Origin of the sequence: Lutimaribacter pacificus, assembly GCF_900142185.1 — a bacterium.
GTDB lineage: Bacteria > Pseudomonadota > Alphaproteobacteria > Rhodobacterales > Rhodobacteraceae > Lutimaribacter > Lutimaribacter pacificus.
Map to the genome: position 1 here is coordinate 120,827 of NZ_FQZZ01000004.1, position 22,570 is coordinate 143,396.

22 protein-coding genes are annotated in these 22,570 nt (G+C 66.9%); 17 read left to right on the forward strand and 5 right to left on the reverse strand.

What is annotated here, in order from left to right:
- Nucleotides 1–158: 158 nt before the first annotated feature.
- From F3H87_RS11970 to F3H87_RS12030, 13 genes are all read left to right on the forward strand, one after another.
- A complete protein-coding gene (locus F3H87_RS11970; protein WP_149788497.1) occupies nt 159–1,415 on the forward strand; it encodes a DUF2157 domain-containing protein in 1,257 nt (418 codons plus the stop codon).
- Nucleotides 1,412–1,969, forward strand: a complete 558-nt coding sequence (locus F3H87_RS11975) for a GDYXXLXY domain-containing protein (RefSeq protein WP_149788496.1) — start codon at nt 1,412–1,414, stop codon at nt 1,967–1,969. Before F3H87_RS11970 ends, F3H87_RS11975 begins: the two co-directional genes overlap by 4 nt.
- 51 nt (nt 1,970–2,020) lie before the next feature.
- On the forward strand, nt 2,021–2,884 hold the full coding sequence (locus F3H87_RS11980; protein WP_149788603.1) for a branched-chain amino acid aminotransferase: 864 nt from the start codon (nt 2,021–2,023) through the stop codon (nt 2,882–2,884).
- A gap of 222 nt (nt 2,885–3,106) precedes the next feature.
- A complete protein-coding gene (locus F3H87_RS11985; protein WP_149788495.1) occupies nt 3,107–3,562 on the forward strand; it encodes a universal stress protein in 456 nt (151 codons plus the stop codon).
- A gap of 96 nt (nt 3,563–3,658) precedes the next feature.
- Nucleotides 3,659–4,222: a NifU family protein gene (locus F3H87_RS11990; protein WP_149788494.1), complete on the forward strand. Its 564-nt coding sequence runs from the start codon at nt 3,659–3,661 to the stop codon at nt 4,220–4,222.
- Nucleotides 4,212–4,793 (forward strand): tRNA (adenosine(37)-N6)-threonylcarbamoyltransferase complex dimerization subunit type 1 TsaB, encoded by a 582-nt coding sequence (gene tsaB / locus F3H87_RS11995; protein WP_149788493.1) that lies wholly within the window; start codon nt 4,212–4,214, stop codon nt 4,791–4,793. The genes F3H87_RS11990 and tsaB overlap by 11 nt, the downstream gene beginning before the upstream one ends.
- Entirely contained in the window at nt 4,783–5,196 is a 414-nt protein-coding gene (locus F3H87_RS12000) for a GNAT family N-acetyltransferase (protein WP_149788492.1), read from the forward strand. Before tsaB ends, F3H87_RS12000 begins: the two co-directional genes overlap by 11 nt.
- A 176-nt stretch (nt 5,197–5,372) precedes the next feature.
- Nucleotides 5,373–6,371 (forward strand): BMP family lipoprotein, encoded by a 999-nt coding sequence (locus tag F3H87_RS12005; protein ID WP_149788491.1) that lies wholly within the window; start codon nt 5,373–5,375, stop codon nt 6,369–6,371.
- A 118-nt stretch (nt 6,372–6,489) separates the two neighbouring features.
- Nucleotides 6,490–8,139, forward strand: coding sequence for an ABC transporter ATP-binding protein (locus F3H87_RS12010; RefSeq protein WP_149788490.1), 1,650 nt, complete (start codon nt 6,490–6,492; stop codon nt 8,137–8,139).
- A 3-nt stretch (nt 8,140–8,142) separates the two neighbouring features.
- On the forward strand, nt 8,143–9,237 hold the full coding sequence (locus F3H87_RS12015; RefSeq protein ID WP_149788489.1) for an ABC transporter permease: 1,095 nt from the start codon (nt 8,143–8,145) through the stop codon (nt 9,235–9,237).
- Nucleotides 9,238–9,240: 3 nt separating this feature from the next.
- On the forward strand, nt 9,241–10,206 hold the full coding sequence (locus F3H87_RS12020) for an ABC transporter permease (protein ID WP_149788488.1): 966 nt from the start codon (nt 9,241–9,243) through the stop codon (nt 10,204–10,206).
- A gap of 108 nt (nt 10,207–10,314) precedes the next feature.
- Nucleotides 10,315–11,238 carry a sulfite exporter TauE/SafE family protein gene (locus tag F3H87_RS12025; protein ID WP_149788487.1) on the forward strand — a complete coding sequence of 308 codons (924 nt, stop codon included), beginning with the start codon at nt 10,315–10,317 and terminating at the stop codon, nt 11,236–11,238.
- Nucleotides 11,238–12,002, forward strand: coding sequence for a TIGR02186 family protein (locus F3H87_RS12030; RefSeq protein ID WP_149788486.1), 765 nt, complete (start codon nt 11,238–11,240; stop codon nt 12,000–12,002). The genes F3H87_RS12025 and F3H87_RS12030 overlap by 1 nt, the downstream gene beginning before the upstream one ends.
- Before the next feature lie 141 nt (nt 12,003–12,143).
- On the opposite strand, the gene F3H87_RS12035 is transcribed toward F3H87_RS12030, so the two are convergent.
- From F3H87_RS12035 to F3H87_RS12050, 4 genes are all read right to left on the reverse strand, one after another.
- A complete protein-coding gene (locus tag F3H87_RS12035; RefSeq protein ID WP_149788485.1) occupies nt 12,144–12,863 on the reverse strand; it encodes an SDR family oxidoreductase in 720 nt (239 codons plus the stop codon).
- Complete coding sequence (locus F3H87_RS12040; protein ID WP_149788484.1) at nt 12,860–14,389, reverse strand: ATP-dependent DNA helicase; 1,530 nt, start codon at nt 14,387–14,389, stop codon at nt 12,860–12,862. Before F3H87_RS12040 ends, F3H87_RS12035 begins: the two co-directional genes overlap by 4 nt.
- A gap of 98 nt (nt 14,390–14,487) precedes the next feature.
- A complete protein-coding gene (gene ccrA / locus F3H87_RS12045; protein ID WP_149788483.1) occupies nt 14,488–15,777 on the reverse strand; it encodes a crotonyl-CoA carboxylase/reductase in 1,290 nt (429 codons plus the stop codon).
- 110 nt (nt 15,778–15,887) lie between these two features.
- Nucleotides 15,888–17,270 carry a 1-acyl-sn-glycerol-3-phosphate acyltransferase gene (locus tag F3H87_RS12050; RefSeq protein ID WP_149788482.1) on the reverse strand — a complete coding sequence of 461 codons (1,383 nt, stop codon included), beginning with the start codon at nt 17,268–17,270 and terminating at the stop codon, nt 15,888–15,890.
- A 139-nt stretch (nt 17,271–17,409) separates the two neighbouring features.
- Here F3H87_RS12050 and F3H87_RS12055 point away from each other — a divergent pair, with 139 nt between their 5' ends.
- Nucleotides 17,410–19,377 (forward strand): protein meaA, encoded by a 1,968-nt coding sequence (locus F3H87_RS12055; RefSeq protein ID WP_149788481.1) that lies wholly within the window; start codon nt 17,410–17,412, stop codon nt 19,375–19,377.
- Nucleotides 19,378–19,435: 58 nt separating this feature from the next.
- Here the strand turns inward: F3H87_RS12055 and F3H87_RS12060 are convergent, their stop codons facing one another.
- Complete coding sequence (locus F3H87_RS12060) at nt 19,436–19,840, reverse strand: DUF4168 domain-containing protein (RefSeq protein WP_188129211.1); 405 nt, start codon at nt 19,838–19,840, stop codon at nt 19,436–19,438.
- Nucleotides 19,841–20,013: 173 nt separating this feature from the next.
- Here F3H87_RS12060 and F3H87_RS12065 point away from each other — a divergent pair, with 173 nt between their 5' ends.
- From F3H87_RS12065 to F3H87_RS12075, 3 genes are all read left to right on the forward strand, one after another.
- Nucleotides 20,014–20,454: a GNAT family N-acetyltransferase gene (locus tag F3H87_RS12065; protein ID WP_149788479.1), complete on the forward strand. Its 441-nt coding sequence runs from the start codon at nt 20,014–20,016 to the stop codon at nt 20,452–20,454.
- Nucleotides 20,455–20,526: 72 nt separating this feature from the next.
- A complete protein-coding gene (deoD, locus tag F3H87_RS12070) occupies nt 20,527–21,240 on the forward strand; it encodes a purine-nucleoside phosphorylase (protein ID WP_149788478.1) in 714 nt (237 codons plus the stop codon).
- On the forward strand, nt 21,237–22,559 hold the full coding sequence (locus F3H87_RS12075) for a serine hydroxymethyltransferase (protein ID WP_149788477.1): 1,323 nt from the start codon (nt 21,237–21,239) through the stop codon (nt 22,557–22,559). The genes deoD and F3H87_RS12075 overlap by 4 nt, the downstream gene beginning before the upstream one ends.
- The last annotated feature ends 11 nt before the right edge of the window (nt 22,560–22,570 follow it).

The window sequence follows — 22,570 nt, forward strand, 5'->3', positions numbered from 1 at the left end:
TCACCGTCGCGGGCGCGTTTGCGCCCCCGTAACCGAACATTTCAGCAGTATCGCCCCCGGTGCAGCCCCTGCGCCGGGGGTTTTTCGGCGATAACCGGGCTTGCCCTGTGCACGTTCAGGGTGTTTTCTGGTCTGCATCCCTGCAAGGAAACGCCCGGATGCACTGGAAAAACCGAAAGACCCTGCTGTCCGAGGCGGTCGAGGACTGGACCGCCCGCGGCCTGCTGCGCCGGGGCGAGGCGCAGGCGCTGCAATCGGATATCGCCGCGCAGGGCGGCGACTGGGATTTCCGCGCGCTCATCATCGCCTTCGGGGTCATCTGCCTGGGGCTGGCCGCCATCACCTTCGTTGCCGCCAACTGGAACGGGATTCCGCGCCCGGGCAAGCTGGGCCTTGTCGCCGGCACGCTCTGGGCGGCCTGGGCCGGCACGGTCTGGGCCGGGTGGCGCGGCTCGCCCTGGTGGTACGAGGGGCTGGGCCTGCTGGCCTGCGCGCTGTTCGGCGCCGCGATCATGCTGGTGGCGCAGATCTACCACATCCAGGGCGAGCCGGTGGATGCCGTCTGGCTCTGGGCGGTGGGCACGCTGATCGCCGCGGCGCTGATGCGTGCGGCGATGCCGCTGGCGCTGGCGACGGGGCTGTTCTTCCTGTGGTTCACCCTGTCTCTGGAACGCGATTTCGCCACCGTCAACCTGATCTACCTGGGCTGGTGGGCGGCGGGCGCGCTGCTGGCCGTGCTGCTGCCCAGCCGCTTCTGCGGCCATGTCTCGGCGCTGGCGCTGCTGGGCTGGATCTCGATCTCGCTGGTGCAGGCCGATCTCATCCGGCTGCCCGCCATGCTGGCGGTGGGCGGCGCGCTGGTGGCCGTATCGCTCATGCTGATCTCGGCGGCGTCGAACCGCTGGCTGCGCGGCTTCGAAGGCGCGGCGCTGTTCTATGCGCTGGCGATGGCGGCGGGGCTGACGGTGCTGCTGCACCTCGCGGGCGCCGATTTCATCCTGCGCGACGACAGCGCGCCGGTGGGCCACCCGGTGCTGTTCGCGGCCCCGGTCGCCTGCCTTGTCGCGGCGCTCTGGGGTTACATGCAGGGGGTCGACACGCGCTATGACCTGTGGGTCACCGCGATCGCGGCCACGCTGTTCTCGGCCATCTTCACCGGGCAGTGGAGCCCGTGGCTGACCGCGGCCTTCACCCTCGGCCTGTTCCTGTGGATCGCGCGCATGGGCTGGCGGCTGTCGCTGCGCAGGCTGCGGGTGCTGGGGATCAGCGGCTTCGTGGTGATGCTGCTGATCGTCTATGCCGAAACGCTGGGCAGCCTGATGGGCACCGCCGGCTTCTACTTCGGCGCCGGGCTTTTGCTGCTGGCCGGCGCGCTGGCCGGGCCCCGGCTTTTGCGGCGGTGGGCACGGCCATGATCCGGCTGTCGCGCAAGCTGATCCTGCCCGCCGCGCTGCTGGCCGCGCTGGTCCAGACCGCCGCCGTCGGCAACATGGTGGTCGAGCGCAACACCCTTCTGCGCAACGGGCAGGAGGTGCGGCTGGAAACCGGCTTCATCGACCCGCGCGACATCTTCCGCGGCCATTACGTGACCCTGCGGCTTGAGATTTCGCAGATCCCGCACGACAGCGTCGAAACCCTGGGCGAGCCGGTGACCGGACAACCCGTCTGGATCGAGCTTGCACCGGGCGAGGGCGATTTCTGGCAACCCACCCGCCTGCACGCCACCCGGCCCGACACGCCCGGCGGGCCGCTGCTGCGCGGCGACCTGTCCGGCGATTACAGCGGAGCCTACGTGCTGCGCTATCCGGTGAACCGCTATTTCGCGCCAAAGCTGCGCGCAAAAGAGCTGGAGCAGTTCCGCCGCGACGACAAGCTGGGCGTGATCCTGGCGCTGGCCCCCGACGGCACGGCGGCGATCAAGGGCCTGACCGTGGCGGGCGAAACCGTCTACGTCGAACCGCTTTACTAGCCCGGCCCGCCTGATACAGTCCGCGCCGACACTGACAAGGGAATGACGACGATGGCAGCCGGCACCAATATCCGCACCTATTTCGAAGGCACCTGGCACGAAGGCGACGCCATGATCATCCGCGCCGCCGATCACGGCGCATGGCTGGGCTCGGGCGTATTCGACGGCGCGCGTTTCGTGAACGGGCTGGCGCCCGACCTCGACGCCCATTGCGCCCGCGTCAACCGCTCGGCCCGCGCGCTGGGGCTGACGCCCACCGTTTCGGCCGATGACATGGTACGGATCGTGTGGGACGGGCTGGCCGCCTATCCCAGGGACGCGGCGGTCTATATCCGCCCGATGTACTGGGGCATCGACGGCGACGTGACCGCCATCGTGCCCGGCGAGGACAAGACCGGCTTTGCCATCTGCCTCGAGGAAATCCCGATGGCCCCCGACACCGCCACCACCACGCTGGGCCGTACGCAGTTCCGCCGCCCCGTGCTGGAAAGCGCGGTGGTAAACGCCAAGGCGGGCTGCCTATACCCCAACAACGCGCGGATGCTGCGCGAGGTGCGCAGCCGCGGCTTCGGCAACGCGCTGGTGGCCGACGCGCTGGGCAACGTCGCCGAAAGCGCCACCGCCAACGTCTTCATGGTGCGCGACGGCGAGGTGTTCACCCCCATCGCCAACGGCACCTTCCTTGCCGGCATCACCCGCGCCCGCCACATGGTGAACATGCGCGGCGACGGCATGAAAGTGCACGAATGCGTGCTGGGCTTCGACGATTTCCTGACCGCGGACGAGGTGTTCCTGTCGGGCAACATGAACAAGGTGACGCCGGTCACCGCCTTCGAGGACACCCGGTACCAGGCCGGCCCCGTCGCCCGCCGCGTGCGCGAGCTGTACTGGGACTGGGCGCACAGCGCGGCGTGATCGCGCCGCCCGGGCAAGGCGGCGCTGCCGCCTCTTGGGCTCCGCCCGTTCGGGCCTTGAAACGTCCACCGGACGTTTCATCGCGCTATCGCGCGAACCGGCCCTCACCCCCCTGAGTATTTGAGGCAAGATGAAGCAGGGAACGTATCGCGGCGCGCATGCTGTTGCCACGCGCCTGTCGCTGCGCCATGATCGCCCAAGCTCAGGGGAGGGCCGCCAACGATGCGCAAGTTCATGGTCGTTCTGGATGACAGCCGCGAATGCCTCAACGCGATGCGGTTCGCGGCGATGCGCGCCGCGAAATCCGGCGGCGGGGTCGAGATCCTGTCGGTCATCCCGCCCGAGGAATTCAACCACTGGATCGGCGTCGGCGACATCATGCGCGAAGAGGCCCGCGAACGCATCCACGCCCATTTCGAGGTGTTCGCCAAATGGATGCGCGACAAGCAGAACGTCGACCCGAACCTGGTGATCCGCGAGGGCGAGCCGGTGAACGAGATCCTTGCCCAGATCCGCGAAGACCCCGAAATCGGCGTGCTGGTGCTGGGCGCGGGCACCGACAAGAAAGGCCCCGGCCCGCTGGTCAGCCAGCTCAGCCGGAACGCCGGCTCGCTGCCGGTTCCGATCACCATCGTGCCGGGCGACCTGTCCAAGGAACGGCTGGAAGCGATCACCTGACCGGGGCGGCGCACCCGGATTAGAATCATTCCAAACCTTGACTCCGGGCCCCGCCGGGCGCATATCGGGGGCATCCCGGCAAAAGGTGCAAATCCTATGTTCATTCAAACCGAATCCACCCCGAACCCCGCCACGCTGAAATTCCTGCCCGGCCAGTCGGTGCTGGAAACCGGCACCGCGGATTTCCCCGGCGCGGATGCCGCCGCCGCCTCGCCGCTGGCGCAGCGCATCTTCGCGGTCGCGGGCGTGTCCGGCGTGTTCTTCGGCACCGATTTCGTGACCGTGACCAAGGGCGACACGGTGGAATGGGACCACATCAAGCCCGCGATCCTGGGCGCGATCATGGAACATTACCAGTCCGGCCAGCCGGTCATGGCGGGCGAGGCACAGCCCGCCTCGGGCCATGCCGACCATGACGGCCCGGATTCCGAGGTGGTGGGCCAGATCAAGGAACTGCTGGATACCCGCGTGCGCCCCGCCGTCGCGCAGGATGGCGGCGACATCACCTTCCACGGCTTTGATCGCGGCGTCGTCTACCTGCACATGCAGGGGGCCTGCGCCGGCTGCCCGTCCTCGACCCTCACGCTGAAGATGGGGATCGAGAACCTGCTGCGCCACTACATCCCCGAAGTGACCGAGGTGCGGCCCGTTGCCGTCTGACCGACCGGTCCTGGGGTTCGATACATCGGCGGCGCATTGCGCCGCCGCTTTGCTGTCTGGCGGCCGGATCGTGGCACAAACCGCCGAAGAGATGGGGCGCGGACAGGCCGAACGGCTGTTCCCGCTGCTTGAAGAGCTGCTTGCCGGGGCCGGTATCGGCTGGCGCGACCTTGCCCGGATCGGCGTGGGCATCGGGCCGGGCAACTTCACCGGCATCCGAATCTCGGTCGCCGCTGCGCGCGGGCTGGCGCTGTCACTGGGCATCCCCGCCATCGGCGTCAGCAGTTTCGACGCGATCCGGCTCGACGCGCCGCAGGCCCGCGCCGCCGTGCCCGCCCCGCGCGACCAGGTCTACCTGCGCGCGCCCGGCACCGCCCCGGTGCTGATCCCGCTGGCCGAGGCCGGGACCGGGCTGACATTTCCCCCCGCCCCGGCGGACCTGGCCGCGCGCATCGCCCGCGCCGCCGCGACCGCGCCGCCCGATGCGCCCCCGCCGGCCCCCCTCTATATCCGCGCCGCCGACGCGGCCCCGGCGCGCGACACGCCGCCGGTGATCCTCGATGACGCCTGAAACGCTGGCCCGGCTCCACGCCGCTGCCTTCACCCACCCGCGACCGTGGAGCGCGCAGGAATTCGCCAGCCTGCTCGACAGCCCCCATGTCTTTGCCGTGGGCGACACGCGCGCCTTCGCGCTCGGCCGCGTCATCGCGGACGAGGCCGAGTTGCTGACCATCGCCACCGATCCCGCGCACCGCCTGCAGGGGCTGGGCCGCGCCACCCTCACCGCCTTCCACGACGCGGCGCGCGCCCGTGGCGCCACATCGGCCCATCTCGAGGTCGCCGCCGACAATACAGCCGCGAACGCGCTCTATGCCGCCGCCGGATACGCGCGGACCGGCCTGCGCCCGGGCTATTACAACCGCCCCGGCGCGCGCCCTGTCGATGCGCTTCTGCTGACACGCGCGCTGCCCTGATCCTTCATCGTTCGGAAAATACTCAATCCGCCCGCTGACCCTTGGTCAGCCGCCCCGGGGGCAAGGCGCGGCCGAGATTCCTGTTGACCCTTCGCACCCGTCCCGGCCTTAATCGGGGCCGGAACCGCCTGACCGGGCGCGCGCCCCGCGCCCCTTCAACCAACTGGGAGATTCACATGACAATCATGAAAACCATTCTCGGCGCCGCCGCGTCCGTGGCGCTCGCCTCCGGTGCCGCTCTGGCCGATCCGGCGCTGATTTTCGACCTTGGCGGGAAATTCGACAAAAGCTTCAACGAGGCGGCGTTCAACGGCGCGCAACGCTGGGCCGAGGAAACCGGCGGCAGCTTCAACGAGATCGAACTGCAATCCGAGGCCCAGCGCGAACAGGCCCTGCGCCGCTTTGCCGAGGCCGGGTTCAACCCGGTCATCACGATGGGCTTTGCCATGGCCGACCCGCTCAGCACCGTGGCGCCCGACTATCCCGACACCAAGTTCGCGGTGGTCGACGTGACATGGCTCGACGTGCCCAACGTGCGCCAGATCGGCTTTGCCGAGCATGAGGGCTCGTACCTCGTGGGGATGCTGGCGGCGATGGCGTCGGAAACCGGCACGGTCGGTTTCGTCGGCGGCATGGACGTGCCGCTGATTCGCCATTTCGGCTGCGGATACGCGCAGGGTGCGAAGGCGGTGAACCCGGATATCAACATCGTGGCCAACATGACCGGCACCACCCCCGCGGCGTGGAACGACCCGGTCAAGGGCTCGGAGCTGACCAAGGCGCAGATCAGCCAGGGCGCCGACGTGGTCTATGCCGCGGCCGGGGGCACCGGCGTGGGCGTGCTGCAAACCGCCGCCGACGAGGGCATCCTGTCGATCGGCGTGGACAGCAACCAGAACCACCTGCATCCGGGCAAGGTGCTGACCTCGATGCTCAAGCGCGTCGATGTCGCCGTGTATGAGGCGATGAAGGCGGGCGAAGACCTGGAAACCGGCGTCTTCACGCTGGGCCTTGCCGAAAACGGCGTGGGCTATGCGCTGGATGAAAACAACGCCTCGCTCATCACCGACGAGATGAAGGCCGCGGTGGACGACGCCCGCCAGAAGATCATCGACGGCGAGATTAACGTGGTCAGCTATTACGAGAACGACAGCTGCCCGGCGCTGACCTTCTGAGCCTGACGCGGGCCGGGCACGCCCCGGCCCGCCAGCACGCCTGTCGGCCCCGTCCGGGGGCCTTTCCCGCAGGGAAAGCCCGCAAGGGCCGATGGGCGCCACCGGCAGGGAGCATTCGATGACCACCGCACCGGCGATCGAACTCAGGGGCATCTCCAAGGCCTTCGGCCCCGTGCAGGCCAACAAGGATATCTCGATCCTTGTCGAACGCGGCACGATCCATGGCATCATCGGCGAAAACGGCGCGGGCAAATCCACGCTGATGTCGATCCTCTACGGCTTCTACAAGGCCGACGCGGGCGAGATCTTCATCGGCGGGCAAAAGACCGAGATACCCGACAGCCAGGCCGCGATTGCCGCCGGGATCGGCATGGTGTTCCAGCATTTCAAGCTGGTGGAAAACTTCACCGTCCTCGAAAACGTCGTGCTGGGGGCCGAGGATGGCCGCCTGCTGCGCCCCAGCCTGGCCACGGCACGGGCCGAGCTCAAGGCGCTGGCCAGCGATTACGGGCTCAACGTCGATCCCGACGCGGTGATCGCGGATATCGGTGTGGGCCAGCAGCAGCGCGTGGAAATCCTCAAGGCGCTTTACCGGCAGGCCGATATCCTGATCCTCGACGAACCCACCGGCGTGCTGACCCCGGCCGAGGCCGACCAGCTGTTCCGCATCCTCGGGCGGCTCAAGGCCGAGGGCAAGACCATCGTCCTGATCACCCACAAGCTGCGCGAGATCATGGAGATCACCGACACCGTGTCCGTGATGCGCCGGGGCGAGATGACCGCCACCGTCAGGACCGCCGAAACCTCGCCCACCGAACTGGCCGAACTGATGGTCGGCCGCAAGGTGCTGCTGCGCGTCGACAAGACACCGGCGCAACCGGGGGCGCCGATCCTCGAAATCGAAAACCTGTCCGTCACCGACAGCGCCGGGGTGCAGCGGCTTCGGGGCGTGTCGCTGAACGTGCGCGCGGGCGAAATCCTCGGGCTGGCGGGGGTGGCGGGCAACGGCCAGTCCGAACTGCTCGAAGTGCTGGGCGGGATGCGCACGGCCACCGGCCGCATCACCATGAACGGCCAGCCCATCGACCTGGGCGGGCGGCATTCCGACGGCCAGTCGCGCCGCGCGCGCGGCATCGGCCACGTCCCCGAGGACCGCCAGCGCGAGGGGCTGATCATGCCCTATTCCGCCTGGGAAAACAGCGTATTCGGCTATCACCACGACCCGCGCTGGCAGAACGGCCCGCTGATGGACAATGCCGGGATCGAGGCCGCGGCGCAGGACCAGATGGATCGCTTCGACGTGCGCCCCCCGAACCCGCGGCTGGCGGCGCGGAATTTCTCGGGCGGCAACCAGCAAAAGATCGTCGTGGCGCGCGAAATCGACCGCAACCCCGACCTGCTGCTGATCGGCCAGCCCACACGCGGCGTCGATATCGGCGCCATCGAATTCATCCACAAGCAGATCATCGCGCTCCGCGACCAGGGCAAGGCGATCCTGCTGGTGTCGGTCGAACTCGACGAGATCCTGTCGCTGGCCGACCGCGTGGCGGTGATGTTCGACGGGCAGATCATGGGCGAAGGCCCCGCCGGCAGCGCCACGCAGGTCGGGCTGGGCTGCCTGATGGCGGGGCTGGGCGGCGACGACACCCGCGACATGTCCGGCTGGACGATATCGGATGCCGCCATCATCGAGGAAGGCACGCCCGACGTGTCCCGGATCGAGGCGCAACTGGCCGAAAAACACGCCGACGCCAGCAAGGAGGTCTGAGACATGGACAGAATGCCGCCCTGGGCCGACGCGCTGCTGGTGCCACTGATCTCGCTGGTGCTGGCCGCGATCCTGTCGGCGCTGGTCATCATCGGCATCGGCGAAGACCCGGTTGCCGCCGTGACGCTGATGGTCAAGGGCGCGCTCGGCTCGACCTATGGCTGGGGTTACACGCTTTACTACGCGACGAATTTCATCTTCACCGGCCTGGCCGTGGCGGTGGCCTTTCACGCCCGCATGTTCAATATCGGCGGCGAGGGGCAGGCGATGCTGGGCGGGCTGGGCGTGGCGCTCGTCTGCCTCTACCTGCCGCTGCCGCACTGGACGCTGGCGCTGGTCGCGGCCACGCTGGGCGCGGCGATCTTCGGTGCCGCCTGGGCCTGTGTCCCGGCGGTGCTGCAGGCACGGCGCGGCAGCCATATCGTGATCACCACGATCATGTTCAACTTCATCGCCGCCGCGCTGCTGAACTACATGCTGGTCAACCTGCTGCGCCCCAAGGGCGCGATGGACCCGGCCACCGCGAAATTCCCCGCCGCCACCAACCTGCCCACGCTGCACGACATGCTGACCCCCATCGGCCTGAATTTCTCGAAAGCGGCGCCCGCCAATGTCACGCTGGTGATCGCACTGCTGGCCTGCCTTGCGGTCTGGCTGTTGATCTGGCGCACGCGGCTGGGATACGAGATCCGCGCCTTCGGCCATTCGGAAACCGCCGCCCGCTATGCCGGGATCAGCCCCACGCGCATCACCGTGGTGGCGATGCTGATTTCCGGCGGGCTGGCCGGGTTGATGGCGCTCAACACCACCATGGGCGAGGCCGAGCGGCTGGTGCTCAACTCGGTCGAAGGCGCCGGTTTCATCGGCATCGCCGTGGCGCTGATGGGCCGCAGTCACCCGCTGGGCGTGCTGATGGCCGCGGTGCTGTTCGGGTTCCTCTACCAGGGCGGGGCCGAGCTTGCGCTCTGGACGAATATCCCGCGCGAACTGATCGTGGTGATCCAGGCGCTGGTGATCCTGTTCACCGGCGCGCTCGACAACATGGTGCGGATGCCGCTGGAACGGCTGTTCCTGTCGCGCCGCCGGAAAGAGGGCTGACAGATGGATTTCGCCACCGCCCTGCAGATCCTCGACTCCACCGTGCGGCTCTCGACGCCGCTGCTGCTGGCCTGCCTTGCGGGGCTGTTTTCCGAACGCGCGGGCATCTTCGATATCGGGCTTGAGGGCAAGATGCTGATGGCCGCGTTCTTTTCCGCCGCCGTGGCCTTTGTCACCGGCTCGGTCTGGCTGGGGATGCTGGCGGGCATCGCCTCGTCGATGGCCCTGTCGGCGCTGCACGGTCTGGCCTCGATCACCTTTCGCGGCAACCAGCTGATTTCCGGCGTGGCGATCAACTTCCTCGCCGCCGGGCTGACGGTGCTGATCGCGCAGGACTGGTTTTCCCAGGGTGGGCGCACCCCCTCGCTGATCGGGCAGGCCCGGTTCGAGCCGCTGACCCTGCCGCTGGCCGACACCCTGCAAACCGTGCCCATCCTCGGGCCCCTCTATCACGAGCTGATCTCGGGCCACACGCTGCCGGTCTATTTCGCCTTCCTCTGCGTGCCCGCGACATGGTGGATACTCTACCGCACGCGGTTCGGCCTGCGCCTGCGCGCCGTGGGCGAAAACCCCGCCGCCGTGGACACCGCGGGCATCTCGGTGATCGGGCTGCGCTATGCCGCCGTGGCGATCTGCGGGCTGCTTTGCGGGATCGCGGGCGCCTACCTGGCCACCGCCTTGCAGGCCGGGTTCATCAAGGACATGACCGCCGGGCGCGGCTATATCGCGCTGGCCGCGCTGATCTTCGCCAAGTGGCGGCCGTGGTACGCGCTGATGTCCTGCCTGCTTTTCGGCTTCCTGCAGGCGGTCGCCCTGCGCTACCAGAATATCGACCTCGGGCCCGTCACCCTGCCGGTGCAGTTCATGGACGCCCTGCCCTATATCCTGACCGTGGTGATCCTGGCAGGCTTCGTCGGCCGCGCCATCCCGCCCCGCGCGGGCGGTGAGCCCTATGTCAAGGAACGCTGACACCATCGGTCCAAATCCGGCCATGGCATAAGGCCAAACCGGCCTTTTCCACCGACCCGCCCCCATGCCGCGCTTGCAAAGCGCGGTGACCCGGCGCTAGGAACAGTTATGCAGATCTACCTCCCCATAGCCGAGGTTTCGGTCAACGCCTTCCTCCTTCTGGGGCTGGGCGGACTTGTGGGGATCCTGTCCGGCATGTTCGGGGTCGGCGGCGGCTTCCTTCTGACGCCGCTCCTGTTTTTCGTCGGCATCCCCCCGACGGTCGCCGTGGCGACCGGGGCGAACCAGATCGTCGCCTCGTCCTTTTCCGGCGTGCTGGCGCATCTGCGGCGCAAGACGGTAGACCTGCGAATGGGCACGGTCCTGCTGGCGGGCGGCCTTGTCGGGGCCGCCATCGGGGTCGTGGTGTTCAACTACCTGAAATCTCTTGGCCAGGTCGATCTGCTGGTCACGCTGTGCTATGTCCTGTTCCTGGGCATCGTCGGCGCGCTGATGTTCGTCGAAAGCCTGCGCGCCATCCGCCGCAGCCGTGCCGCGGGCGGGGTTCCCGCGCCGAAACGGCGGCAGCGCAACTGGGTGCATACCATGCCCTTCAAGATGCGGTTCCGCACCTCGGGGCTTTATATCTCGGTCATTCCGCCGCTGATCGTCAGCATCCTCGTGGGTGTCCTGGTGGCGATCATGGGCGTCGGCGGCGGCTTCATCATGGTGCCGGCGATGATCTACATCCTCGGGATGCCGACCAAGGTCGTCGTGGGCACATCGCTGTTCCAGATCATCTTCGTCACCGGGTTCACCACGCTGCTGCACGCGACGACGAATTACACCGTCGACATGGTGCTGGCCGTGCTGCTGCTGATCGGCGGGGTGATCGGCGCCCAGATCGGCACCGGCATCGGCGTCAGGATGAAGGCCGAACAACTGCGCGTCCTGCTGGCGCTGCTGGTTCTGGCCGTGTGCGGCAAGCTGGCGCTCGACCTGTTGCTGCAACCGTCCGAGCTGTACTCGATCGGTCCGACGGGGGGGCGGTGATGCGCATTCTGGTGGCCCTCCTCCTGCTTTGCACCACGCTGCCGCTGCCGCTCCGCGCGGAAGAGGTCGTTCTGGGCCTCAGCCGCAACCGTGTTGCGATCACGACGAATTTCGACGGCTCGGAAATCCTGATCTTCGGCGCGGTCAAACGCGAAGAGCCGTTGCAGGCCGAACCGCTCGAGGTGGTGGTCACCGTGGCCGGACCCTCCGAACACGTCACCGTGCGGCGCAAGGACCGCCGGGCAGGCATCTGGCTCAATAGCGCCGCGGTCGAGATCGACGCCGCGCCGTCCTTTTACGCGGTCGCCACCTCGGCCCCGATGCGCGACGCGCTGCTTGCCATCGAGGACCTGCGCCACCGGGTCAGCATCCCCCGCGCCATCCGCTCGGTCGGCGCCCCGGCCGAGGTGGGCGACGCGCAGCTTTTCACCCGGGCCCTGATCCGCATCCGCGAGGAGTCCGGGCTGTACCAGACGCTCGAAGGCGCGGTGCAGTTCCGCGAGCAGACCCTGTTCAACGCCTCCATCGCCCTGCCCGCCAACCTGACCGAAGGCGCCTATGCCACCCGCATCTTCCTGACCCGCGGCGGCGAGGTGGTCGCGCAATACGAAACCGTGATCGAGGTCGACAAGGTCGGGCTGGAACGCTTCCTCTACACCCTGTCGCGCGAACAGCCGCTGATCTACGGCCTGCTCTCGCTCGCCATTGCGATCCTCGCAGGCTGGGGCGCCTCGGCCGCCTTCAGGCTGCTGCGGCAAAGCTGATCGATGCACCCCGCCCGGAACAGCCGCGCAGCGGCCCGGCCATGCGATGCCCTTTGTCGCGAACCACTCGAACAGCGAAAGCCGCGCGGTTTCGGGCAGGAACCGCGCGGAGTTTGCATATTTATACGCCTGTAAAATATATCATCCGCGCCCGATATAGGGCATCTTCGTCGCCATGATCGTCATGAACTGCACATTCGCCTCGGGGCCCAGCTCGGCCATCTGGCGCACCGCCCGCGACACATCGGCTACGTCCATCACCGGCGGCGCATTGTCGGGATCGCGGTCGATCAGATCCTGCAAAAGCTGCGTATGCGCGTTGCCGATGTCGATCTGTCCGCAAGCGATATCGAACGCCCGCCCGTCCAGGGACAGCGTTTTCGTCAACCCGGTGATCGCGTGTTTTGTCGTTGTATAACAAACCGATAGCTCACGCGGAACGTGGGCGCTGATCGAGCCGTTATTGATGATCCGCCCGCCCTGCGGCACCTGCCCGCGCATCTGGCGAAACGCGGCGCGGGCGCACAGGAACATGCCGTGCAGGTTCACATCCACCACCTGCCGCCACTCGTCGAAATCCAGCTCGTCGATGGTGGCGGGGCGGCCGAACATGCCGGCATTGTTGAACAGAACGTCCAGCCGCCCGGCCTGCCGAACGAACGTATCGAACGCGGCGTCAACGGCTGCGGGATCGGTCACGTCACATGGCAAAACATGAGCGTTTTCATGCCCTTGCGCCACATCTTCCAGCTTGTCGGCACGGCGCGCGATCAACCCGACGCGCCACCCCGCCTGCAGGAATTCGCGCGCGCAATCCGCGCCGATCCCGGCGCTGGCGCCGGTTATGATAATGGATTTCATGTCTCTGCCTCCAATGTCAGCGGCGCGGGCTGCGCGGCCGTGCGCAAATCGTCGATCTGCAGCGGATAGCTGGGCTTTTTCAAACGGTTACGCACCACCCAATAAAGCCGCTCCTGCGCCCTTGTGACCGCCACATAGGCCAGCCTTTTCCACAATGGCTGCCCCGCCTCGGTCCGGCCCATGCGCGCGGCGGCCCACAGATCGGGCGCAAAGACCTGCACGTTTTCCCACTGGCTGCCCTGCGCCTTGTGGATCGTCACCGCCGCCCCATGCAGAAAGGTCGCGCCCATATTGGCCGCGAAGGGGATAAACGGTTCTTCTTCATCGGGTTTTTCGATCTTCACGATGCTTGCGGCGCTCACCTGCGGTTCCTCGGCGCCGATCACGTGCAGGCGCGAAAACCCCGGCTTGCGGCCGGGCCCGAGATAGATCACCTGCGCCCCCTTGATCAGCCCGCGCGCCTCGAGGTCCAGCCGTTTCTTGCGGTGCTTCAACGGCAGTTCGATACCGTCGCAGATCAGCGGCTCACCGGGCAAAAGCGCGTCTTCCGGCGCATCGTGCACGGCGCGAAAGGCGTTGATCAGGCGGATGCGCGTGGCGTTGCGCCAGACCAGCACGGGGCTGCGCGCCATCAGGTCGACCTCGACCCGCTCGGCCCAGACGACGCGATCGTCCGCGCGCGCCTTTTGCTGGATCAGCGCCTCGAAATCATCGAAACTGAGGTCGGGATCGCCCAGCGCATGGGCGATATCGAGGATCGGGTTATCGGCGTCCTGGCGGTGGATGCGGTGCAGCTCCAGCCTGGCGGGCGCGGGCAATTGTTCGAACACCATGCCCCCCGGCGCGTTCACGGGCGCAAGCTGCGCGGGATCGCCGAACAGGATCAGGGTCGGAAAAATCTCTTTCAGATCATCGAATTGCTTTTCATCCAGCATCGAGGATTCGTCGATGAACCCGATATCCAGCGGCTCTTCGCGGCGCTTCCAGCCGGTGATGAAATCGCTGCCGCGCAGCCCGGCGGCGGCCAGCGCGCCGGGCACCGATTTCTGCGCCTGGTAAAAGGCCCAGGCGCGGTCCAGCGCCTGCTCGGTCAGCCCCTCGATCTCGGGCTTTTCGCCGTTGCCGGTCAGCCATTCGGCGATGCGCTCGTATTCGGGGTCGTAGACCGGGGTATAGAGGATGCGGTGAATCGTCGTTGCCGGCACCCCGCGCATCCGCAGCACACTGGCCGCCTTGTTGGTGGGGGCAAGGACGGCCAGCGTGCGCCTGTCCTTGCGCCGACGCCCCTCGTAATCGCCCGAGATCGTGTCGACGCCCGCCGCCTCAAGCGCCTTGACCAGTTCTGCCAGCAGCAGCGTCTTACCCGATCCGGCCTTGCCCAGAACGGCCATCACCCGCGTCTTGCCCTCGGCGCGTGGGGTCAGGCTGGCGTCTTCCAGATCGACGCCCACGCCGCGCAGCCCTTCGGCGATGCGGTCAAAGGCTTCGGCCTGATCGTCGGAGAATGTGATCGCGGGCAATGTCATGGCCAGACCCTATACCGGCCAATTCCCAAGGGCCATCCCGCAAAGAAAAACCCGCGCCCCCATGCAGAGGCGCGGGCCGGATCACTTCGGAGCAAGCATTATTTCTTGCCAGCTTCCAGCACGTCCTCGACCGTGCGCAGCCCGGTTTTGGGCGCCTGCACCAGCACGGCCATGTTGCCGGGCTTGTGCTCGTTCTTCAGCATCTTCATATGCGCCGCGGGGATTTCATTCCACGGGAACACCTCGGACATGCAGGGATCGAGGCGGCGCTCGATCATCAGGCGGTTGGCCGATGCGGCCTGCTTGAGGTTGGCGAAATGCGAGCCCTGAAGGCGCTTCTGGTGCATCCACATGTAACGCACGTCGAAGGTGCAGTTGAACCCGCTGGTCCCGGCGCAGATCACCACCATGCCGCCCTTTTTCACCACCAGCGACGACACCGGGAATGTCGCCTCGCCCGGGTGTTCGAACACCATGTCCACGCTCACGCCCTTGCCCGTGATGTCCCAGATCGCCTTGCCGAATTTACGCGCCTCTTTCAGCCACTCGTTATATTCGGGCGAATTCACCTTGGGCAGCTGGCCCCAGCAGTTGAATTCCTTGCGGTTGATGACACCCTTGGCGCCCTGGTCCATCACGAACTGTCGCTTGCTTTCGTCCGAGATCACGCCGATCGCATTCGCGCCCACGGTGTTCGCTAGCTGGATCGCGTAAGAGCCCAGACCGCCCGACGCACCCCAGACCAGCACGTTCTGCCCGGGCTTGAGCTCGTGCGGGTGGTGGCCGAACAGCATCCGGTAGGCGGTGGCCAGCGTCAGCGTGTAGCAGGCGCTTTCTTCCCATGTCAGGTGTTTGGGGCGCGGCATAAGCTGCTGGGCCTGCACACGGGTGAACTGCGAGAACGACCCATCGTTGGTCTCATAGCCCCAGATGCGCTGCGTCGGGCTGAACATCGGGTCGCCGCCGTTGCATTCCTCGTCGTCGCCATCGTCCTGGTTGCAGTGCACCACGACCTCGTCGCCCACTTTCCAGGTTTTCACCTTGTCGCCGACCTTCCAGACGATGCCCGCCGCGTCCGACCCGGCGATGTGATAGGGCTGCTTGTGGCCGTCGAAGGGGCTGACCGGCTGGCCGAGACCGGCCCAGACGCCATTATAATTCACGCCCGCCGCCATCACGAGAACCAGCACCTCGTGGCTGTCGATCTCCCAGGTATCGACCACCTCCTGCTGGAACGATTTGTCGGGTTCGCCATGCCGTTCGCGGCGGATGGCCCATGCGTACATCTTCCTGGGCACATAACCCAGCGGGGGCATTTCGCCGATTTCGTAAAGATCCTTTTCAGGTGCGTCGTAGGGGGCAATCCCCGTGTCGGTGTCCAGCGACATTCTGAGCCTCCAAGAACTGAATTGCCGCATTGCAGAATCGCGGCGTCTGACCCAAGGGGATAAAGATGGGCGCGCAACAATGCAATTGCGTTATGGTGGTTTTTGAAATTTTATAACCTCGCAGATGCAGAAATTCGCGCTGCATCCGCACTGTCCGCGGGCAAATGGTGGCGGATCGACGCCGCATAGAACGCGATTGTCGGCTTTTCGGCCTCGGGCACCTCGATCGCGTCGCCGGACTCCTGCACGATATGGCGCCTGCGCAGCTCCTGCAGGCCCTCGCGCGTCAGGGCATCGGCGTCCTGCGCGGGGCGGTTCTGCACCGGCAGCGCGGCGATCAGCCCGGCAACCGCGCCGGGAAGCGCCGCCCCGGGCAGCCGCCCCCCGGCCCGCTGCAGCGCCAGCGCCACCAGCGGCACCGGCAGCACCGGCATCTCGTCGGCGATGCGATCCATCAACCCTGTCGCCAGCGCCTCGACATCGCCTGAAAACCCGTTGAGCGACAGCGGCATCCCGAACCGCACGCCGGCCCGGCCGAACCGGCAATACCGTCCGCGCAGCCGCAGCCAGGCCATGCGCAGGACAAAGCGCAGCACCGCACCGATCCGGGCGCGAAAGCGGCGGGTGCCCTCGGCCGCGGCGGCGATCAGCACGCGATCCTCCAGCACGCGGTCATAGTTCAGGGCGACCGGCACGAACACCACGTCGCGCGCATCCGGCGGCCGGTCTTCGGCAAGATATTTCAGGATACCGTGGCGCGGCGGCGCCAGCGCGCCGGTCAGGCTCAGCCCGCCTTCGGGGAATACCGCCTGCGCCACACCGCCATCGGTGGCCAGCCGCACATAGCGCGCCAGAACCTTGCGATACAGGTCTCCACGGCTTTTGCGGCGGATGAAATAGGCACCCATCGCCCGGATCAGCCGCGACAGCGGCCAGACCCGCGCCCATTCCCCCACCGCATAGGCCAGCGCCGAACGATCCGCGGCAAGGTAGGTGACCAGCACGTAATCCATGTTCGAACGGTGGTTCATCACGTAGACGACCGTGGCCTGCGGGTCGATCGCGGCCACCGCCGCCTCGTCCCGGTGATCCAGCCGCACATCGTAAAGCGCGTGCGACAGCCAGCGCGCAAGCCGCGTCGCCACCCCGAAATAGAGCGAGGCGGAAAACCCCGGCACGATCTCGCGGGCATAGCGGCGGGCGGTTTCGAAGGCGACGTTTTCGGGCACGCCCTCTTCACCGGCATGGGCCACGATGGCGCGGGTCACCTCGGGGTCGTAGATCAGGCGCTGGATCATGTCGTGCCGCCGCGCCAGCTTGAAGGGCTGGATCGGGCGTTCCAGCCGCTTGTTCAGTTCCGCGACCGCACGCTCCAGCCGGCGGCGAAAGAACCAGCGCACCGACGGGAACAGGAAATGCGAGGCAAAGGTGACGGCGGCAAAGGCCACCAATAACACCAGTGCCCAGACGGGCATTTCCACGGTTTGAAACATGGGCGCAGAATGACCGGGTTCCGACGCGGCGTAAATGCCGTCATGCCGCAACGCAGCGAATTGACCTTGGCACAAAATTCCGGTCTATTACGTGCTGACGCAATAATATTGCCCAACCGATTCATCGCCGGAGGCCCCGATGACCGAGACGCAGAAAGACCGCCCGTGGCTTATTCGCACCTATGCCGGCCATTCCACGGCAAAGGCGTCGAACGCGCTGTATCGCAGCAACCTGTCGCGGGGACAGACCGGGCTGTCGGTGGCGTTCGATCTGCCCACGCAGACGGGCTATGACAGCGATCACGTCCTGGCGCGCGGCGAGGTCGGCAAGGTCGGTGTGCCGGTCAGCCACCTGGGCGACATGCGCACCCTGTTCGATCAGATTCCGCTGGAACAGATGAACACCTCGATGACGATCAACGCGACCGCGCCGTGGCTGCTGGCGCTTTATATCGCGGTGGCCGAGGAACAGGGCGCGGACGTGACGAAACTGCAGGGCACGGTGCAGAACGACCTGATCAAGGAATACCTGTCGCGCGGCACCTATATCTGCCCGCCGAAACCGTCGCTGAAACTGATCGGGGACGTGGCCGAATACTGCTATACCAACGTGCCGAAATGGAACCCGATGAACGTGTGTTCCTATCACCTGCAAGAGGCGGGCGCGACGCCCGAACAGGAACTGGCCTTTGCGCTGGCCACCGCCACCGCCGTCCTGGACGAGCTGAAACCCCGCGTCCCGGCCGAAGATTTCCCCGCGCTGGCCGGGCGCATCAGTTTCTTCGTGAACGCGGGCATCCGTTTCGTCACCGAGATGTGCAAGATGCGCGCCTTTGTCGACCTGTGGGACGAGTTGCTGGAAACCCGTTACGGCGTGGACAACCCGAAATTCCGCCGCTTCCGCTACGGTGTGCAGGTCAACAGCCTCGGCCTGACCGAACAGCAGCCGGAAAACAACGTCTACCGCATCCTGATCGAGATGCTGGCGGTGACGCTGTCGAAAAACGCCCGCGCCCGCGCGGTGCAGCTGCCCGCATGGAACGAGGCGCTCGGCCTGCCCCGCCCGTGGGACCAGCAATGGTCGATGCGGATGCAGCAGATCCTGGCCTATGAAACCGACCTTCTGGAATTCGACGACCTGTTCGACGGCAACCCGGCGGTCGACGCCAAGGTCGAAGCCCTGAAAGATGGCGCGCGCCACGAGCTTGCCAATATCGACGGCATGGGCGGCGCGGTCGAGGCCATCGACTACATGAAGGCGCGGCTGGTGGACAGCAATGCCGACCGCCTGAACCGGATCGAGGACGGCGAAACCGTCGTGGTGGGCGTCAACCGCTTTACCGAGGGCGAACCCAGCCCGCTGACATCCGGCGATGGCGGCATCATGGTGGTCGACCCCGCGGTGGAACAGGACCAGATCGACCGCCTGAACGCCTGGCGGGCCGACCGCGACGCCGATGCGGTGGCCGCCGCGCTGGCCGACCTGCGCGCCGCCGCCGCCGGGGGGCGCAATGTCATGCCGGCCTCGATCGCCTGCGCAAAGGCCGGGGTCACCACCGGCGAATGGGCGGCGCAGATGCGCGCCGTGCATGGTGAATATCGCGGCCCCACCGGCGTGTCGAAATCGGTCAGCAACAAGACCGAGGGGCTGGACGATATCCGCGACGCGGTGGACGCGGTCAGCGACCGGCTGGGTCGGCGGCTGAAATTCCTGGTCGGCAAGCCGGGACTGGACGGCCATTCCAACGGCGCCGAGCAGATCGCCTTCCGCGCACGCGATTGCGGGATGGATATCGACTATGAGGGCATCCGCCTGACGCCCGAACAGATCGTGACCGCCGCGCAGGACACGCAGGCGCATGTGGTGGGCCTGTCGATCCTGTCGGGCAGCCACATCCCGCTGGTCGAGGATCTGATCGACCGGATGCGCGCGGCGGGGCTGGGCCACGTGCCGGTGATCGTCGGCGGCATCATCCCCGAGGAAGACGCCAGGCGCCTGCGCGCGATGGGCGTGGCGCGGGTCTATACGCCCAAGGATTTCAGCCTGAATACCATCATGATGGATATCGTCACGCTGGCCGATCCAAGGGAAATCGCGGCCGAATAAAGCGCGTAACAAATGGAAAAGGGCAGGCCAAAAGCCTGCCCTTTCGCGTGCCGGATATCTACCGCCCCGTCTTCGAGCGGTATTCGGCCACGATCCGCGAGTTCAGCGCATCGTCTTCGCGCGCGGCCTGCCCGATGGCCAGGTATTCCGCCGGGGTCATGCCCTGCACGTCTTCGACGGCCTTCCTTGCCTCGGCATTGGCCTCGTTCATCAGGTCCTGGCGGGCGTTCTGATCCGCGGCCGCCTCGATCTGCGGGTCGTAGATGCCGCGCACCTCTTCGACCGCGATGGCGGCCTGGACGAAGGCATCCACCTGCGCATCGGTCACTTCCTCGGCGGCGATGGCGGGCTCTTGCGCCTGCTGTGTCTGCTGTGTCTGCTGCGCCTGCTGTGCGGCAACCGGCGCGGCAAGGCCCAGGGCGATGGCGGACAGGGTTGCGGTCAGTTTCGGTGTAAAGGTCAAAACGTTCCTCCATTCTCGGTTTTGCGATCGGTTTTCCGTGCGATCCCCTCCGAGGTGGCCATCGGCGCGCGGCAGGTCAAAAAGGCCGGCAAGAAAATGCCGGCACCGCCGGGCATGGACGCCGCGCCGGTTTGCGCGCAGACTGCGCCCAACCACAAACAACGGACCCTGCCATGACCCTGACCATCCGCCCCCTGACCCAAGACGACGAGGCCGAGTGGCGCCGCCTCTGGACGGCCTATCTGGAGTTCTACGAAGCCACCGTCGCCGAAGAGGTCTATGCCACCACCTTCGACCGCCTGCTCGACCCCGGCCGCCCGCAACAGAACGGGCTGATCGCCCTGCAGGACGGCCGCGCGGTGGGGCTGGTGCATTACATCTTTCACCCGCATAACTGGCGGATCGAGGATGTGTGCTATCTCCAGGATCTTTATGCCGACCCGGAGGTGCGCGGCACCGGCATCGGCCGCGCCCTGATCGAGGCGGTCTATGACGCGGCGGACGGGAACGGCACGCCCGCCGTCTACTGGATGACGCAGGATTTCAACGAAACCGCGCGCCGGCTGTATGACCGGATCGCGCAGGTCACACCCTTCATCAAGTATCAGCGCTAAGGCGCCGCCACGGCCTTGCCCGCCCGGCCCGCGCGGCTATGCTGCTTTCGACGTCATCGAGGGGAGCGTATCATGACCATCCATATCGGGGCCAAACCGGGCGAGATCGCGGAAACCGTGCTGATGCCGGGCGATCCGCTGCGCGCGAAATGGGCGGCCGAGACCTTCCTGGAGGATGCGAAATGCGTCAACCAGGTGCGCGGGATGCTGGGGTTCACCGGCACCTGGCGCGGGCATCGGGTGACGATCCACGGCTCGGGGATGGGAATGCCCTCGCTGTCGATCTATGCCAACGAGCTGATCCGCGATTACGGCGCGCAAACGCTGATCCGCATCGGGTCGTGTGGGGCGATGCAGCAACATGTGCGACTGCGCAACCTGATCCTGGCGATGACCGCGAGTTCGGTTTCGACCCCCTCGACGGGTATCTTCCGCGAGCTGAACTTTGCCCCCTGCGCCGACTGGGGCCTGCTGCGCGCCGCCGTTACGGCAGCCGAGGCGCGCGGGATCGCGCCGCATGTGGGCGGCATCTATTCCGCCGACGTGTTCTATGACGAACGCCCCGACCTGAACGAGATGATGACCCGCCACGGCATCCTTGGCGTCGAGATGGAGGCGGCCGAGCTTTACAACCTTGCCGCCCGCCACAACATCCGCGCGCTGGCGGTGCTGACGGTGTCCGACCACCTGCTGACGCATGAGGCGCTGCCCGCCGGGGACCGCGAACGCAGCTTTGGCGAAATGGTGGAAATCGCGCTGGCCGCGGCCTTTCCCGGAGAGGTATGACCATGCTGGAAAAACGCCAATGGGTGCCCGCGGCGGTCGAAAGCTACGTGCAGGGCATCGCGGCCGAAACCGCGCAGTCCTCCAGCGCCGACATCGCCACCCGGATCGAGGCGCTGGCGCAGGAAAACCGCGAGATACACGAGCGCGACTGCTTCAACCTCAACCCCGCCACCAACGTGATGAACCCGCGCGCCGAGGCGTTGCTGGCCTCTGGCATCGGCACGCGGCCCTCGCTTGGCTATCCCGGCGACAAGTACGAGATGGGGCTGGAAGCCATCGAAAGGATCGAAGTGATCGCCGCCGAACTGGCCGCCGAAACCTTCGGCGCGAAATACGCCGAGATCCGCGTGCCCTCGGGCGCGATCGCCAATCTTTACGGCTTCATGGCGCTGGCGAAACCGGGCGATGCGATCATCGCGCCGCCCGCGTCGGTGGGCGGGCATGTCACGCATCACGATCCCGGCTGTGCCGGGCTTTACGGGCTGGATATCCACCCCGCCCCGGTCGACAGCGATGGCTATACCGTCGATCTGAACGCGCTGGTGGCACTGGCCCAAAAGGTCCGGCCAAGCCTGATCACCATCGGCGGGTCGCTGAACCTGTTTCCGCATCCGGTGGCCGAGATCCGGGCCATCGCCGACCGGGTGGGCGCGCATGTGCTGTTCGACGCGGCGCATCAATGCGGGATCATCGCGGGTCACGCATGGCCCAACCCGCTGGATCACGGCGCGCATCTGATGACGATGAGCACCTATAAATCGCTGGGCGGCCCGCCCTCGGGGCTGATCGTGACGAATGATGCCGCGATTGCCGAGCGGCTGGATAGCATCGCCTTTCCCGGCATGACCGCGAATTTCGACGCGGCGAAAGCAGCCGCGCTGGCGATGTCGCTGCTGGACTGGCGCGATTTCGGCAAGCCCTACGCCGCCGAAATGGTGCGTCTGGCCCGCGCGCTGGCCACAGCCCTTGCGGACGAGGGGGTGCCGGTCTTCGCGGCAGAGCGCGGCGCCTCCACCAGCCACCAGTTCGCGGTTCTGGCCGAGGGGTTCGGCGGCGGGCAGGCGGCGTCGAAAACGCTGCGCAAGGCGGGGTTCCTGGCCTGCGGGATCGGGCTGCCCGTGCCCGAGGTGCCGGGCGACATGAACGGGCTGCGCATCGGCACGCCCGAGCTGGTGCGCTGGGGCATGACGGCCGAGGATGCACCGCGGCTGGCACGGCTTGTCGCGGCGGCGCTGCGCGCGAACGACCCGGCCGCGCTGGCGCCCGAGGTGGCGGAGTGGCGGCGCAGCTTCGACCGGCTGCATTTCCTGCACGGGTAACGCGGCGGGCG